Origin of the sequence: Luteirhabdus pelagi, assembly GCF_016827595.1 — a bacterium.
In the GTDB taxonomy this organism is placed as follows: Bacteria; Bacteroidota; Bacteroidia; order Flavobacteriales; family Flavobacteriaceae; genus Luteirhabdus; species Luteirhabdus pelagi.
In genome coordinates this window covers 927,191-943,329 of sequence record NZ_JAECMS010000001.1, presented here as the reverse complement: position 1 = coordinate 943,329, position 16,139 = coordinate 927,191, and the positions used below count along the sequence as shown (strand labels likewise).

Sequence of the window (16,139 nt, the reverse complement as noted above, 5' to 3'; positions counted from 1 at the left end):
ACTGTACTTTTACGTCACTTAATTTGTCGATTATCAACTACGAAGAAACCTTATCCTGGTTGTTTGCACAACTTCCTATGTATCAGCGCGTCGGTAAAACGGCCTACAAAGCCGATTTGTCGAATACCCATCTATTGATGCAATACTTGAATCACCCTGAAAACGGTTTCAAGAGCATTCACGTGGCGGGCACGAATGGGAAGGGTTCTGTAAGTCATATGCTGGCATCGGTACTCCAAATTGCTGGTTATAAAGTCGGATTGTACACGTCACCACACCTGAAGGACTTTCGCGAACGAATTAAGATAAATGGCGACATGATTTCAGAAGAAGCCGTCACTGCTTTTATTCAACAAAACAAAGCGTTTTTTGAGGCGAATTCACTTTCCTTTTTTGAAATGACAGTCGGGTTGGCATTCGATTATTTCAGGAATGAAAAGGTCGATATCGCAGTGGTGGAAGTAGGAATGGGCGGTCGCTTGGATAGTACAAATGTGATAACACCTGAAATATGCGTTATTACGAATATCGGTTTTGACCATACGGCATTTCTCGGAAACACGTTAGCCGAAATAGCAGGAGAGAAAGGGGGCATCATCAAAAAAGAGGTGCCTGTGGTGATTGGAGAGACCGTTTCAGAAACAAAGGCCGTCTTTCAGAAAATCGCTGCTACGCAACACGCCCCAATCACCTTTGCCGAAGCAGCAGAGATTCCCGAATACGATTGCGATTTAGTGGGAAAATACCAACAAAAGAATAAACGAACCGCGCGTGTAGCATTAGGCATTCTTCAACAGAATGACTGGACTATTTCAGAAGAACATATTGTAGAAGGCTTTAAAAAAGTCGTTCCAAATACGGGACTCCTGGGGCGTTGGCAAGTGCTTCAACAAAACCCTACGGTCATTTGTGACACGGCGCATAATAAGGAAGGCTTAGCCTATGTAATAGAACAGCTTCAGGAGCAAAAATACAATCAGCTTCATATTGTTTTGGGTTCGGTAACCAATAAAGATTTGGATGCTATTCTGCCATTGTTTCCCAAGAACGCGAACTATTATTTTTGTCGACCGGATGTTCCCAGAGGTTTGGAAGAAAAAATATTAGCCGAAAAAGCTACGGAATATGGGCTAAAAGGGGAATCGTATTCTTCTGTTTCGGAAGCATTGCGTCATGCGAAAAAACGAGCCGAGGAAACCGATCTTATTTTTGTTGGCGGCAGTACCTTCGTAGTTGCTGAAGTAGTGTAATTAGTCTTTCGATTTAAAATCCCGCTTTTTCTTTTTATCAGGATTCGTAAACAACCGTTTAAAGAAACCATCGCGTTTTGTCGGTTCACAATCCAAAAGCCCTTGAACTTCACTACTCGGATTTTCAAATCTTGCGTTCGTTATCGATGCGTATGCTTCATCTTTATTGAGTTGCTGATACCACTTTGCGAAAATTGGCAAGGCGGCATTGGCCCCTTGACCGGTAGCAGTCGTTCGAAATCCGATACGATGGTCGTCGTGCCCGACCCATGTTACTGCGATGAGCTGAGGCGTTATCCCAACAAACCAAGCATCCTTATTCGATTGGGTGGTACCGGTTTTCCCAGCAATTTCATTTCGTAAACCATAGGTATTACGCAATCGTTGCGCGGTTCCCTTGTTTACTACCGATTGCATCATTTCCAACATCACTTGTCTCGTGGTGGCAGAAAAAGCTTCTTGCCTCGACTCTGGGGTTTCGAATTTCTCTAGGACTTCACCTGTATCGCTTTCCACTTTCAGTAAGTAATGAGGGGTAACGGGGATGCTATTATTGACAAAAGCAGCATAAGCGCCTGCCATTTCAGGGATGGTTACCTCGGCTGTTCCTAATGCTAGGGAAGGTACAGCGGGCAATTCACTATTAATTCCGAGTTTTTCAGCTAGTGCGATTGTATTTCCGATTCCTGCTGCTTCCAAAACCTTCACCGAAACCGTATTGATGGATTTGCTCAAGGCGGTTTCCATATTGTAGTTCATGTATTCTTCATCTACATCACCTGAATTTGAAGGCGACCAACCCTTCATATTGGCATATGCTACCTCACGGGCCGAAAAATAGTCACAGGGTTCGATACCCTGTTCCAGTGCCGCGGTATAAACGATTGGTTTAAAGGTGGAACCGACCTGTCGTTTGCTTTTCGAAATATGGTCATATTTAAAGTGCTCAAAATCGATGCCCCCAACCCAAGTCCGTACGGCTCCCGAGGAAGGGTCGATGGATAGCATCCCGGTACTCAAGTATTTTAGATAATGCTTTAGACTATCGATGGTGCTTGCTTCTACTTCTTCGTATCCGTCATAGGTGAACCACTGCATCTTCTTCTTTTGTGAAAGGGAATCGATGATTGCTTCTTCCGAAAGTTCTTTCGCTTTTAATCTTCTATAAGAAGGCAATTTCTTCAGGGTGGAGGTGAGAATTTTTTCATTTTCCCATGGGCCGTTATCGCCATACTCTTTTTCGAACTGTTGTTGAAGGTTTTGTAAATGATCCAACGTAGCCGACTCTGCATATTCTTGAAGGCTTTTATCGAGGGTGGTATAGATTTTTAGTCCGCTGGTGTATAGATTTAACTGATTCTTCTTAGTTGAATGTTCTTCACACCACTTCAGCATCTTTTGTCGCAATGTTTCCCGAAAATAAGGAGCGAGTCCCTTTTGCTCGTCATAACGACCAAAGTCGAGTTCAAGCGAATCTTTTTTGGCCGTTTCAAAAGCGGAATCCTCCAGATAACCATAATTGTTCATTTGGAATAAGACCACATTTCTTCTATTCTGACTTCTTTCTGGGAATCGATAGGGATTGTAGGTATACGTAGCTTTTAGTCCACCGATAAGCGTAGCCGCTTCGGTAAGGCTAAGGTCTTTTGCTTTTTTGTTGAAGAATTTAAGGGAGGCACTTTCAATACCGTAGGTGTTTCCGCTGAAAGGGACCGTATTCAGATAGAGTTCCAATATCTCCTTTTTTGAATAGAGGCGTTCGAGTCGTTTAGCGGTAATCATTTCCTTCACCTTTACCACGGGAAGCGTCATGAAGCTATAATTTTTCCGTTGGAAAAGATTTTTTGCGAGTTGTTGGGTGAGTGTACTTCCCCCACCACTGGATGCATCCTGAAGTAAAATCGTTTTAAAGAAAACGCGAAACAGACTTCGGGTATCGATACCGCTGTGCTCATAAAACCGAGCATCTTCGGTCGCGATAAGTGCGTCGATAGTATGTTGTGGGACCTGCTCTAGAGGGATTGGTTGGCGGTTGGCCAAATAGAATTTTCCGATGAGGTCACCATTGCGATCATAAATCTCCGATGCCTTTTGTTGCGATAGCTCTTGAAGCGCTGTCTTATTTGGGATGGGTCCCCAGGCACCAAAATAAACGGACACTATAAACAGTCCTAAAATACCCAGTCCAATGGCAATAGCCTTGGCTATCCGAAGGCCCCATTTTTTCATTTTTTCTTTGTTGAAGAATAGTTTCATAGCTTGTTCACAAAGGAAACGGAAAGCGTAGGGGTAGATTGTCTCTTTAACGAAACTTTATAGGGAAGACGAAAGGAAATCGAAGCCTAAAATTTTCTGTATTTTTTTGAACTAATTGTTTGTGCTAACGGAAAACTGTTTTATATTTGCACCCGCCTACGCACCATTGCATGGTGCTCCGGCAAACAGGCCTGCCTACAAAAGTAGGGCGCGTAGCTCAGTTGGTTCAGAGCACTTGGTTTACACCCAAGGGGTCAGGGGTTCGAATCCCTTCGCGCCCACTTGTAATGATTATTTAAAAACAAAACCTTGCATATCTTATTGATTTGCAAGGTTTTATCGTTTTTGTACACTCATATGATTTGGTTTGAAATGGTCTTATTCGGTCTACAATTCGGTCAACAGATTTAAAAGTGAAAAGTGTTGACCGAATAAGAATGTAAGAAGCTTTAAATCAGATAGTTAAAATTTGACTTTCGTAGGAAATTATAGTCTAATTTAACATAAATCCTATGAGAACGCGGTCAACATTTTCGATCAATTTCTGGATCAACACATCTAGATCAACCAACGGGCAGGCAAAATTATATGCCCGTATCACTATTAATTCAAAGCGTACCAACCTCAGTCTAAAGTATACGATCCCAGCTGAGGATTGGGATAGCAAGACATCATCGCTTAAGCCAAGAAGCCCCAATGCCAAGGAGGTGAACGATTATCTTAGCGAGGTCCATTCCGACCTATACCAATGCTATCGGGACCTGCGTTCCGAGAACAAGACAGTGACTTCCGAGATGGTAAAACTGAGGTACTTCGGAGAGGATGGCCCCCATAAAACGCTAGAGGACCTTTTTGAGTACCACAACGAGAATGAAGAACACAAGATAAGCCCTTCTACCCTAAGCCATTACCGCACTACGCAGAAGTATCTCCGCAGCTATGTCAAGAAATCCTATAAGCGGAATGAGTACCTGGTCGAACAGGTAGACCATAAATTTTTGGTAGGGTTCGAGACCTTCCTAAAAGGAATTTATCCCAAGGACCGGCACGTTCAGATCAACAACAACGGAGCGATGAAGCACCTACAGAGGCTCAGGAAGATGATTTACATGGCTCTGAGCCACGAATGGATTGAAAAGAACCCCTTCTCCAATTTTAAGATAAAGATGAAGAAAAACGAGAGGGAATTCCTATCGGAGGGTGAACTTGAAAAAATAAGCCTATACAAGACAAAGGTCATACGATTGAGAATCGTTAGGGATCTTTTCCTGTTCAGCTGTTATACTGGCCTGGCCTATTGTGACCTTATGGGACTGAAAGACAAACAGATTGTTATCGGTATTGATAAGAAGCCTTGGATAGTAACCAGTAGAAAAAAGACAAACAACGGTGTAAGGGTACCGCTTCTGCCCAAGGCTCTGGCTATTCTGGAAAAGTACCAGGGCCATCCTAATGTGTTGGAAGGTCGCCTGTTGCCTCAGATCTCCAACCAAAAACTCAACTCCTATCTGAAGGAAATCGCGGATGCCTGCTATATCGAGAAAGAATTGACCTTCCATATGGCTAGGCATACTTTTGCCACTACGGTGACGCTCTCTAATGGCGTTCCCATCGAAACGGTTTCCAAGATGCTTGGCCACACTAAACTGGCAACAACTCAAATATATGCGCGTGTACTGGACTTAAAAGTGGCCAACGACATGAAAATATTACGTGATAAATTGCGTTAAGTCTATGATGAAAGAATTGTTATTTAGTGGACTTTTAACCTTGGTCACCTTCGGAATGTTTTCGCAAGATGTAATAGGGGAATGGAAGAACTTCAACTCGGAAGGAGAGGTTCGCTCGATTGTAAAAATCTTTGAGAGCGGTGGACTTGTCCACGGAAAGGTCGTCAGGATTATGGATGAAGAGGATCGGGATGACCTCTGTGTCCATTGTGAGGGAGAGCAGAGGAATAAGAAGATTGAAGGGCTCGTTCTTATGAGGGATTTTCAAAAAGAGGGAGATGTTTACGTTAACGGAACTATCACTAATCCAGACAATGGAAAAGTATACAGGTCAAGAATTTGGGTGGACGAAGACGATCCCAATACGCTCAATGTTAGGGGGTATATCGGCTTTTTTTATAAAACCATGCAATGGGAGCGTATATCCACTTCACCATAACTGCAGAATTATAATTAGAATAGAGGGTCGGGGGTTCGAATCCCATTTTCAGGTTCGAATCCTAATATTTGGTGGATGGGAAACCCTGAATTATTGGTTTAGATTTTAATGAATTTTTCAAAAGTCCTTCCCCAAGATATCAGCACCCTTTTCCTTCCGTGATGCCGCGCCTTACTTTTTGAACAAAGAAAGAGGTCTATTGCACACGACCAGCATAAACCGGTCGCGATGCTACCCTATTTATATGGTCTTAGTGCTCCCGACCTCTATTGGAAAGATATCAAAAAGGTAACAGCGACGGCAATATGGGAAGTAAGTCTAGGACGTACCCAGTCTAGCCACGTCAAGAGTTATGTCTTTTCTATGGACATATTGTACAGTCTCGTTGAAAAATATTATGATCAAAAAAGGAAAACGCTCTGGATATGATAAGTAAATCCAATTGCAAACCTCAAGAATGGACAAAATAGACTTATTGCTACCTATCAATTAATAACCCAGGAATTATGAAGTGTTAGTAAAGGGCGTTTTCGAGCTTCGTTAAGCCCTTTACTTATTTGGAAAGTTTCATGGTAAAATGGACAAATATAAATTACATCATTTTGCTACACTAAAAATTGATCGAAAAGTCAAAGGAGGTGTTAAGGGTAGGGTTAAAACTTTTTTAGGTATAAGGGCAGGTTTTATAATAAATTGAAACCGAACCCTTATTAAAATGTCATGGTCAGAAGCTTTCATGCCCCTAAGAGTGCAATTGACTTAATAGGTAAAAGGTTGTATATTGCAACAGCAAACCTAATATCCCAAGGCAGGTAGAGTGCTTCTTACAATATTACTTATCGATGATGATTACATTACCAACGTAATCAATGAAAGGTTGATAAAGGATCATTTCCCCCAGGCGGACTTGAAAGTGTTTAAGGATGCCAAGACTGCGATACAGTTCCTAAGGGAGGATTCTGATTACTACCTAGAGGAAGTCTGTGTGTTCCTCGATTTAAACATGCCCCATATAAATGGTTGGGAGTTTCTCCGTCTTATAGAAAAGAGAAATTTACCGCTTAAGAGAAAGATCCATATCCTCACCTCATCCATCTCAATGAAGGATAGGGTAATGGCTGATGAAAGTGCTTGGGTAGTCTCTTACATAGAGAAGCCATTGACCCCGGAAAAACTTTTTGAGGCTGTTTCTAAATCCAGTGATTAAAGGAGCTATGCCTTTTCCCCAGTATTGTTCAACATTACTTTTCTTTTTTGTTCGTAGGTTTCGTTCAGTTTCTTGGTATATCGGTTAAGCTCTTCGGATACTTGGTTTATGTACTGGCCGTACTCCTTTATTTTGGCTTCCTGCATTTCCTCTTCCGCTTCAATTGCGGATGTTAGGCCCAATAGCGTTGTAACGGGTTTTCGCAATACATGCGAAATGTCAAATGCAATTTGTTCAATTGTATTCTGATAGGCCACTTTGCTGGTAACATTTTCAAAATAGCCGTACCACCGTATGCTGCCATCGGATTGTTTTTCTGGTAGGGCCCTGGCCAAAAACCACTGGGTATCTGTGGTGACTATCCTAAACATTTCCTCCCATTTAGAAATTGATCGATACGATGCCCTAAATCCATTTATAACATTCTCCCGATCATCAGGATGTACCTTGTCAAACAAGGACTGAGGGTTTTCTATGACCTTTTCAGGCGTTAGGTCGGGATGCAAAAAAGAGACACCTTCGCTTAAGAACTCTAAACGTAGCTCCTTTTGCTCGGTGATAAGAGCCTGAAAGACCGCTGCGGGCAAATGGTCAGTCAGCTTTTTTAGCTTTTCCGCATTGTTTGTGATTTCTTTTTGCTGCTTCTTGATCAACCGTTGACGGTTTAGGTATTCCATGGCACGCTTGGAGAGTGACTGTAGTACTTTTCTCTGCTCCGAATCAAGTTTTCTCGGCTCAGTATCAATGACACAGAGTGTTCCGAGCATATTGCCACTGGGTGTAACTAAAGGGGCTCCTGCATAGAACCTAATATTAGGGTCATTAAGGACCAGGGGATTGTCTTTGAAGCGAGCGTCGTGCCATGAATCTTCAATCTCTAAAATCTGATTCGGGTCATCCATGGCATGTCTGCAAAAGGAATCTTCCCTTCTTGTGCTATTAATGGGAATGCCCTTCTTTGAGATGAAATGCTGGTCTTCGGTATCTAGCAAGGTAATAAGGGAAATAGGGGTTTTGCATATCATTGATGCAATATGGGCGAACTCGTCCAAAACGGCTTCTGGCTTTGCATAGTCAAGTTCGTAGGAATATAGGTCTTTTAGACGCAGCTCCTCCTGTTCGTTATAAGTAGGCATGGGGCAAATGCTTTGTTATTCGGTAAATAAAGTATTGTAAAAATAGAAAGAATTAACAAAAGATGCGTTTAACCAGCCCTTAAACTTCAATTGCTAGAACTTTTCACAATAATGGTGATTAAGTCACAGGATACAATCGAACTCCCTTTACCATATATAAAAATTAGATATATTTACCGTCGAACGGTTAGTCGTCAAGAATATTGATAACCCCATTATCACAACAAACCTACTTATGTTGCCCAAATTTGAAAAGGCAAAGGGTTCTTCCCCCGGAACCATTTTGCGCAAAGGACTTGAAGAGAAGTCCTTAACCATCATCTGTCTTGCTAAATCCATAAACGAGCATAGACAGGTCATTAGTGCTATCCTCAATGACCGACGACATATTAATCTCAGGCTCTCCATAAAACTTGGAAGGGTGTTCGATGTGGACGCGGATTACTTTATGCTATTACAGTCCAGTTATGACGTTGGGGTAGCGCTCAACAACGAACCAAAAAAGCGCCCAAGATTATATAAATTTAGGAGTACACTATTTGGGGAGAGGGATCTTTACCGGTTGGATTGGCAAAAAAACAAAACGTTCATCGTGGAACGGGTTTTGGAGCAGGGAAACCAAAAGGAAATCCTTGAACTAATTTCGTTTTACGGTAAAACATGTCTTCAAAGGGAAGTAAAGAATATTCGTATCAGGCATCCGCTAACGGAAAGGAATATACAAAAATATGGTCTCAAAGGATAAAGCCTAGCTCTTAATGGAGCGATGAACGTTGGAAAAAAGTTTCTAGAAATAATCCAAACGTACTTTCAGGGTTAATGCCGCATGATAGGCATATACTGTATTAGAGCATGAGGACAACCCGGGTTCCCTGTTCTAAATCTGTTATCTTAAAATGGATATTCGTATTGTTCTCCCTATTGAACAGGTCAATTCTATTTTTTACGATTTTTAATCCTAGCGATTCTTTATTCAGGCTTTTGTTTTTAAGGGCGCTTCTCGCTCTTCCTATTCCATTGTCCTCAATGGTAACTTTGCAATTCCCATTTGCCTCCTTGATAGTAATGGAAAGTCGTTTCCTTCCTTTCTTTTCGCGTAAGCCATGCCATAGGGCATTTCCTATAAAGGGTTGCAGTATAAAGGAGGGTATTTTGTATTCACGCAGGTCTAAACTGTTCTCAATATCAATGGTATAATCAAGGGAATCATCAAACCTCATGTTTTCGATGCTTAGGTAAAGCTCAATATTCTCTATTTCTTCCCGTAGATTGATGTTGTCGCTCATCTCCAAAACCCGGCGGATAAACTTGGCAAACTTTCCTAAATAGCTCGAAGCTTTCCTGAGGTCATTTTGTAGAATAAAGAGTTTAATGGAATTCAGGACATTAAATACAAAATGCGAATCCATCTTACTGCGAAATACTCGGTTACGGATCAGGGCTAACTCCGTTTTCAACTGTTGCTTTTCCTTTTGTTCCTGTAAAAACTTATTTTCCCTTTTTTGGAGGAAGACTTTTTCCTTTAACTCATTCTGTAGCTTTTTCTGGGTAATGTTTAGATCCAGTTGTATCTGCATTTTTTCTTGGTAAACATTCACCACCTTTTTAATCAACCCTATCGAAAACAGGCTTGTTTCAATTATTACCGCCCAATAAAAAATAATGATGGTATGTCCTTCTAAGAAATTGAGGTTGAATGGTTTGGCAAACAATGCGCTGAACGATAGTATGAGATACAGCGTAATACCTACGAAATAATAGTGCTTGGAAGAACTGTTTAGTTTAAACCCTTTGGATAGCACATATATGCCAACAAATAGGTGGATAGGTACGAAGACAAGAAGGAAATAATGTTTGTAGAGATAAATATCCAACGTTGCTAAATCGATGATAGCGACCAATAAACTTACAAGGATACTGTAAGTGCGATACCGTTTTATAAAACTCGTTAGTTTCGGATAGTGTATATCCACATCTAAAAAATAAACACCGAAGAGGACCAAATAATTCAAATAAACAACCTGAACAAACCAATTGTATATCAAAGAACTGAACTTAAGAGTGAATAGGGCATAGACATTTACAGTAGGATATAGGAAGTCAACTTTCAAGAATAGGTACAGGATCAAGAAAAGAGCATAGATAGCATAATAGCGATATACAGGCTTTTTGTTTTTACTGTAAATTATTGCTGACATTGAACCGAAAAGCAATAACAGGCTCAAGCTGAACGCCCAAAATATGGCTTCCAAGACAACTAAGAAATCCATCCTAAGTATTTTTTAATAGATCTCCCTTTCTTTGCCTGGAAACGGGAATTGACGTTCCGTCCTCCAACAAAATATAGTTCTCGTTGCGATTGAACTCCTTGATCTTTTCAATATTCACTATGTAGGAATTATGGACTCGATAGAATATCTGATCGGGAAGCCAGGCCGAAACCTTTTTTAGGCGTTGGGATACCATTAAAGGGGTTTCATCTACGGTAAAGAAATGGGTGTAGCTGCCATCTGCCTTACAATATAGTATTTCTTGTGGCCTTACGTAATGTAATTTCCCTTCGGTAGGAATTTTTATCTTGCTGGGAATTTCAGTATTGCTGTTTAATTTGGTGAACGCATCGTTCAATCTTTTTTCAATATTCAGTGCATTCTGCTTTTCGATAATCTTATTGATGCACTGTTCCAAATCCTCTGTGTCGATGGGTTTAAGCAAGTAGTCGAAGGCGCCTTTCTTGATTGCCTCCACAGCGTATTCACTATAGGCAGTGGTGAAGATCACGAGCGAGCCTAAAGGCTTGATCTTTTCAGCAAATTCCATCCCATTTATCTCAGGCATTTCAATGTCGAGAAATACTACATCCACAGGATGACTCAATACGAAATCCAGTGCTTGTTTGGAAGAAGTAAATGTATTTTCTATGCTTACAATCTCGTAGTTGGATAGCTCTAGGGCTAACGCCTCTATCGCATTTTTCTCATCGTCAATTATCACACATTGTATCATGGAAACATTTTTATAAAGGTATTTATTTCTTCTAACTCTTCATTGGGGAGGTACATGACTTGTCCTGCAAACCTTTTAAATGGTAGTATTTTTTTCATAGAACGCAAATTAGATAATAGTTGTATCCCTTTTCTCATTTTCCATTTATGAACTATTTGTTACCACATATGAAGAGGCTGTTTGGATTGGGATATAAATTCAGAAAATTTGTTTGAAAACCCAATAATTATGAAATCCATAGCAACAAGAAATGATAATATTTTCTATAAGCTAACTTGTCGGGTAGCTGTAGGAAGAATCTTTATGACTGTCCTTCTCATGGTTTTTTTGATGTCATGCAAGGACGAAACCAAGAATAAGATCGAGGATGCTAAAAATGATGCGAACGCGGTTGTGAACGTGTTGGAAAACACGAATTCCATGCAGGAAAAAGTGGAGGAGCTATCAAAAATGGAGCCTCTGACGAATGAAGAATTAAAGGAATGGCTCCCATTGTCCGTCAGCGGGATGGATAGGTCATCCTATGAGGTGGGCACTGCAACCTACGGAAATGCAAGTTCCATTCAGGGTAGGTATAATAATTCTGGTAAGGAGTTCAAGATTGAGGTCGTCGATGGCGCCGGGCCGGTGGCAAGTATGGTTCTAATGGCTGGTACAACGTACCAAATGGATATGGAAAAGGAGGATGAATATAGACATGAGGTAAAGGTGGAGAGAAACGGGATAGAGGCCCGTCAGACTTACCTCAAAAAACAAAATCATACCCATCTAAACTTTCTATATAAAGATAGGTTTTATGTTGAAGTCCGGGCAAAGAAAATGGGTGTTGACGAGACCTGGGAAACTTTGGAAGATATAAATTTAGATCAGCTGCAATAACGCTATAAATCACTTTACTTATGGCTAAAATACATAAACTCGCCCTATCATTATTTCTAGTTGCCATATTCTGTCTAGGTGGCTGTAAATTACAGCAAGCATTTGAAGGCACGGTATCCGATTGGCAGGAAGGAGAAGCTAAGGTCATTAGCTTAATTGGAGACCCTGTTCCTATTGGGGTAATAGACGGGTCAGGAAAATTTACAGTACCTTTAAAGGACAATCTATTGGCCGAGTCGGAAAAGGCGATACAGACCTATAATAATGGTTCATCAAATGGAAGCTTTAGCTTGAATACGTTGGAAGATGCTTTTTCATGCAGTGACGGCGGCGTAATGGTCCAAAATGGTGGCCAGAAGCTTTTTTCCCTAGGAATCTTCGGAGGTTATTCCATTGCAGACATCGAGAAGAAGAAAATGTATGGAGCCTTTATGGCCGTCAATTCAGAAGACTTTGCTGTGGCCTTTGCCTCATTTGGCGAACTTCAACCTGTTAAGGGCTATTATTTAGATTGGTATTTCGTGAGGGAAGCCGCCGAGGTCAAGGGGGAATGTACAACAAAAACATTTACGGGAAATCAAGAGGAGTTTTATAATGAGTCCACTACCTACCAATTGGATTTCAAAGAAGGCTGGAACCTTATTAAAGTTAGCGCTGATGAAATTTATGTAGGGAATAACGGAAAGAACTATATCTCTAAGTGGTCGTATGAAACAATACCAAATATTCCTGCTGGTACAGAATTCATCTTTATTGAGGAGTAGCTCAAGTAAGTCAAGTTTTGAATCAAATGGGTAGTGAACATTCATGAAAGCCAAATTGGAAACATCAGAAAATGCACGTCGAAAGTTTTTTAAGCAACTGATATTAGGTGGCGTTGGCTTATATATTATGCCCTATTGGCAATCCTGTACCGATAAAGAAACACAAGTCGCCAGTATTGAAGGCAGCGGTATGGCGCCATATAGTGTTTGGGAAGAAATACTGTACGCTATAGTAAACAGTACTTCCCACTTACCGGGCAAAATGAAACACCTGATTAAGGAGGGAGACCCTGAGAAAATGCTTCATTTTGTTCGGGATGATTTTATGCTCTTACCGGAAAGCAATAGAAAAGTCGGTGACCTAGATATATCAAAATGGGGAATGCGATATGTGTTGCGAAGTGGATTTGCTACGGCCAGGGAAAAAGCAGAACTGCTAAACCACATGTTTCAGGAAAGCAATATGTCTTCAAAGGTTATATTGGAGCGTACAGATTTTGAAGAAGAAAAGGTGAGATCTCTTTTCCTGCGTCCCTCCCCAAGGGATTTTTCTCTTGATGTACCCGATGAAATCTTGGAAAGATGGGCTTCCGCACTAGGCTATGGATCCCTAGATGATATAGAAAACAATGAAATTAGTGGGATAGAAGACGAGGCTCAGGCACTTGGGGAGGAAATCTGGGATCAGCTAAACATTTCCCCAGAGTATAGATATTTTAATTCATTCAACTATAAATGGGATAATTATAACACCCCGGCGGTGCAGTTTGAGCATGAGGGGGCAACCAAGTATGCTCATTTGTTTGACGCTTCGATCCCTTTTGGAAGTCTAAAGGGGGATGTTCAGGATATCCGTGATGCAAAGCCTCTAAAGGAAAATAAAGAGAGGATAGCCATATCAATTACATACAGGAACTCAATCGAACCAAACGTTGAAAAAGAACTAATTTCAGGAAATTGGTTGGCCAATGAAATCGTGGGCAGGCAATTAAATCTAGAGTTCCTTACTAACTTGACTTTAGAGGAAATGGCCGTTACGCCCGTCGGCAACGTGGATACTTTTACCCCTGCTATATCATTCCAGGCCATCGATGAAACAGAGGAATATATGGCAGACCGTTCTCTGGTTGGGCACCCTATCACCCTGTCGGGACAGCAAATCCAACTTGCTTCTGACAAGGGCAATGTTAAGATTGATGATGTAGAGATAGTTCAGGAGGACACAGAGGAATTACGAAGTTCCGTGAAAGACCTCGCCGTCACAGCCAAGACAGTGGGATATCCAAAAGTTAAGTTGAGCGTTACCCCCACAGATGAGCATGGAAATATGGTAGAAGGCCTTTCGGCTCTAGGATTTGCTATAAAGGAAGATGGTAAGCCCGTTCGGGCTATAATGCAAAGCAATAAACAGACCCCTCGAATCCTTTTGATGGTTGACGGATCCGGAAGTATGCCAGATTCCCATAGCGGGGAAAATATGAAAAAGTTTGTCTCCAAGCTTAGGGGTAGGATTGCGGCTCAGTATCCGGCAGCAAGTATTACTTATTGGGAAACCAATTCTGAACTATATAAATGGTTGCTGAAAGCTTCCCGTACCACTACAGACCTTATCGTTTTTGCTACCGATGGCCATGTGTGGGATGATTATGATGAAAAGAACAAGTCAATTTATGAAAATGGAGCCCCTGCCGTAATTCTTGATGTTAATAGCTCTAAGGATGAAAAACAACGGATGACCTTCAAAAAATTGGCAGATATTACAGGAGGTACACATGTTCCGGTCGAGAATGAGAAAAAAACCCTAGAGGCGATAGTGGAATTTTTGAACACCTTGCCCATTAGCCCTTATACTTTCACCTACAGTAATATTGGCGAAGGTGAGGATAGAGAGGTTGAAGTTACCTTCGACAAGCGTATTTCTCGCAAGGCATCCTATACTCTTCCAACTCATGAATCCAAACAATTGGGTCCAAGTATCATAGGACTATATCTAAAATACGAAGATAGGGATCATACGGTGAATAGGGTGTTGGCGGGCTGGGATCCCGAATTGGAAAAAGATAAGGAGCCTGCCAAGGAAATGGTGGATGAGGTCAATGAATGTATGTTTGGAGGTGCTCAGTTATTTTTTGAAGGAGCGGGGCCTACCTTTTCCAATACATTAACAGATATTCTTCGGGTTCGATTGAGTACGAGGGAATGGGGAGAAGCCCTACTGAAAAAGGACTTTCAGAAAGCAAAAACCGCCTTTGAACAGGGCTTTTTAAAACTCGCTCCCGACAGTACTTTCTTAATGGCACCATTACCCAATACAAGAGCGGAAGACCATATAACAATTCCAAATGGAATGCGGGTAGCAATCCAGTCGGGTAACCCAGGCTTCCTTTCCGATAAAACAGTCATCAAGTTTGACTACCTGCCAACGGCAGATTACTTTTCCTTAAGCTCTTCACCGAGTAAGAGCTTTAGGGAAACGTTAAAGGGAACGGCTATCCTAGCCATTCGCGAAAAATATGCCTATAATGCCAGCACGGTTTCAGAACTGGAAGATAAGACTACAATAAACCTCGAAGCTGCAAAGGAAAATAATTGGTTTGACCAACTTTCCCATGAAAGTGGTGAATATTTATATTGGAGAAAGCGAGTGGGCTATGGCTCGAAGTTTAAGGTTTTTGATAAAAATGCAAGTACACGTGCTTTCTTTAGCATCGATGACAAAACAGGCCATCTCCATGCCTTGTTGCCAGATGGCACAGGTGGCGGAAGGTTCGAAAGCAATTCGGATGGGCTGGGGAAAACCATGGAAATCCTTATGTTGATTATCAATATAATGGATCAGGTAGCAAAAATAACCAAGGGGAGCGGTTTTCTTAATACCGCGGGGGCAACATCACTGGGTATCGTGGCCAAATATGGGGTTACGCTAACAAAACTGTATGCAATAGCATCCGAAGCAATTCTGATAATGGATACTACTGGAATGGACGATAAGGTTAAAAAGGTACTACAGGAATTTGCTTGTGAAGTCCAAAAGGAAATTCTATATGCTACAAATGGAGATGCGGGCAGTACCATTTCAGGACTCGATACGCTCATAGGTATGATAATGGGGGATGAAAGTCCTTTCTCATGCTCACAATAAGGATTTTCAGAGAAACATTAGAACCCTGTCTTTAGAGGATTCAGAAACTATTTTTATTATTTAAACCTGTATCTTCCCTAATTCCTTTTAAATGGTATTCCTCCGATGAAATATCCTAGATAAGCCTCACCATTTTATATATGCAAAGACCATGTAAAATAGTTACAAATTACACTTAGGAGGAATAGCAAGAGGGTAACACGCTGCGCGATGTTACATAGACTTCCAATACTCTGTGATCCCTTTATCCATAAGATCTTGAATAGCATGGTCCAAACCTGTTTAAGGAAGGAATTGCTATGATTTTAACGTAAATGCTGCGTCAGCCCA

At 41.2% G+C, this 16,139-nt stretch carries 12 protein-coding genes and 1 tRNA gene; 9 read left to right on the top strand and 4 right to left on the bottom strand.

The features are described 5' to 3' along the window. The first annotated feature begins 32 nt into the window (after positions 1-32). Complete coding sequence (locus tag I4Q58_RS04320; protein ID WP_203294378.1) at positions 33-1,250, top strand: bifunctional folylpolyglutamate synthase/dihydrofolate synthase; 1,218 nt, start codon at positions 33-35, stop codon at positions 1,248-1,250. Here I4Q58_RS04320 and I4Q58_RS04315 read toward each other — a convergent pair whose 3' ends face one another. Continuing rightward, positions 1,251-3,479 (bottom strand): penicillin-binding protein 1A, encoded by a 2,229-nt coding sequence (locus I4Q58_RS04315; protein WP_236002815.1) that lies wholly within the window; start codon positions 3,477-3,479, stop codon positions 1,251-1,253. It abuts the gene before it with no gap. A 233-nt stretch (positions 3,480-3,712) separates the two neighbouring features. Between I4Q58_RS04315 and I4Q58_RS04310 the strand changes: the two genes are divergently transcribed. The 4 genes from I4Q58_RS04310 (at position 3,713) to I4Q58_RS04295 (ending at position 6,882) form a co-directional block, all read left to right on the top strand. Next, positions 3,713-3,787, top strand: a tRNA-Val gene (locus I4Q58_RS04310). 231 nt (positions 3,788-4,018) lie between these two features. Further along, positions 4,019-5,236, top strand: coding sequence for a site-specific integrase (locus I4Q58_RS04305; RefSeq protein WP_203294071.1), 1,218 nt, complete (start codon positions 4,019-4,021; stop codon positions 5,234-5,236). Positions 5,237-5,240: 4 nt separating this feature from the next. Then, positions 5,241-5,675 (top strand): DUF2147 domain-containing protein, encoded by a 435-nt coding sequence (locus I4Q58_RS04300; protein ID WP_203294069.1) that lies wholly within the window; start codon positions 5,241-5,243, stop codon positions 5,673-5,675. 817 nt (positions 5,676-6,492) lie between these two features. After that, positions 6,493-6,882, top strand: coding sequence for a response regulator (locus I4Q58_RS04295; RefSeq protein ID WP_203294067.1), 390 nt, complete (start codon positions 6,493-6,495; stop codon positions 6,880-6,882). A 5-nt stretch (positions 6,883-6,887) separates the two neighbouring features. On the opposite strand, the gene I4Q58_RS04290 is transcribed toward I4Q58_RS04295, so the two are convergent. Beyond that, positions 6,888-8,018: a GAF domain-containing protein gene (locus I4Q58_RS04290; RefSeq protein ID WP_203294065.1), complete on the bottom strand. Its 1,131-nt coding sequence runs from the start codon at positions 8,016-8,018 to the stop codon at positions 6,888-6,890. Between the two features lie 235 nt (positions 8,019-8,253). Between I4Q58_RS04290 and I4Q58_RS04285 the strand changes: the two genes are divergently transcribed. Further along, a complete protein-coding gene (locus tag I4Q58_RS04285) occupies positions 8,254-8,763 on the top strand; it encodes a DUF6922 domain-containing protein (protein WP_203294063.1) in 510 nt (169 codons plus the stop codon). Positions 8,764-8,863: 100 nt separating this feature from the next. Here the strand turns inward: I4Q58_RS04285 and I4Q58_RS04280 are convergent, their stop codons facing one another. Beyond that, entirely contained in the window at positions 8,864-10,288 is a 1,425-nt protein-coding gene (locus tag I4Q58_RS04280) for a sensor histidine kinase (RefSeq protein WP_203294061.1), read from the bottom strand. Between the two features lies 1 nt (position 10,289). Continuing rightward, positions 10,290-11,024 (bottom strand): LytR/AlgR family response regulator transcription factor, encoded by a 735-nt coding sequence (locus I4Q58_RS04275; protein ID WP_203294060.1) that lies wholly within the window; start codon positions 11,022-11,024, stop codon positions 10,290-10,292. Positions 11,025-11,252: 228 nt separating this feature from the next. Between I4Q58_RS04275 and I4Q58_RS04270 the strand changes: the two genes are divergently transcribed. From I4Q58_RS04270 to I4Q58_RS04260, 3 genes are read left to right on the top strand one after another with little or no spacing between them, the layout of a single operon-like run. Beyond that, on the top strand, positions 11,253-11,903 hold the full coding sequence (locus tag I4Q58_RS04270; RefSeq protein WP_203294059.1) for a hypothetical protein: 651 nt from the start codon (positions 11,253-11,255) through the stop codon (positions 11,901-11,903). A 20-nt stretch (positions 11,904-11,923) separates the two neighbouring features. Continuing rightward, entirely contained in the window at positions 11,924-12,667 is a 744-nt protein-coding gene (locus I4Q58_RS04265) for a hypothetical protein (protein ID WP_203294058.1), read from the top strand. 43 nt (positions 12,668-12,710) lie between these two features. Then, complete coding sequence (locus tag I4Q58_RS04260; protein ID WP_203294056.1) at positions 12,711-15,809, top strand: hypothetical protein; 3,099 nt, start codon at positions 12,711-12,713, stop codon at positions 15,807-15,809. Positions 15,810-16,139 lie beyond the last annotated feature (330 nt).

Excerpts from the sequence above, each read along its gene's own strand:
- I4Q58_RS04315 (WP_236002815.1), bottom strand. The coding sequence starts at position 3,479 with ATGAAAAAATGGGGCCTTCGGATAGCCAAGGCTATTGCCATTGGACTG.
- I4Q58_RS04300 (WP_203294069.1), top strand. The coding sequence starts at position 5,241 with ATGATGAAAGAATTGTTATTTAGTGGACTTTTAACCTTGGTCACCTTC.
- I4Q58_RS04275 (WP_203294060.1), bottom strand. The coding sequence starts at position 11,024 with ATGATACAATGTGTGATAATTGACGATGAGAAAAATGCGATAGAGGCG.
- I4Q58_RS04305 (WP_203294071.1), top strand. The coding sequence starts at position 4,019 with ATGAGAACGCGGTCAACATTTTCGATCAATTTCTGGATCAACACATCT.
- I4Q58_RS04265 (WP_203294058.1), top strand. The coding sequence starts at position 11,924 with ATGGCTAAAATACATAAACTCGCCCTATCATTATTTCTAGTTGCCATA.
- I4Q58_RS04260 (WP_203294056.1), top strand. The coding sequence starts at position 12,711 with ATGAAAGCCAAATTGGAAACATCAGAAAATGCACGTCGAAAGTTTTTT.
- I4Q58_RS04285 (WP_203294063.1), top strand. The coding sequence starts at position 8,254 with ATGTTGCCCAAATTTGAAAAGGCAAAGGGTTCTTCCCCCGGAACCATT.
- I4Q58_RS04290 (WP_203294065.1), bottom strand. The coding sequence starts at position 8,018 with ATGCCTACTTATAACGAACAGGAGGAGCTGCGTCTAAAAGACCTATAT.
- I4Q58_RS04280 (WP_203294061.1), bottom strand. The coding sequence starts at position 10,288 with ATGGATTTCTTAGTTGTCTTGGAAGCCATATTTTGGGCGTTCAGCTTG.
- I4Q58_RS04270 (WP_203294059.1), top strand. The coding sequence starts at position 11,253 with ATGAAATCCATAGCAACAAGAAATGATAATATTTTCTATAAGCTAACT.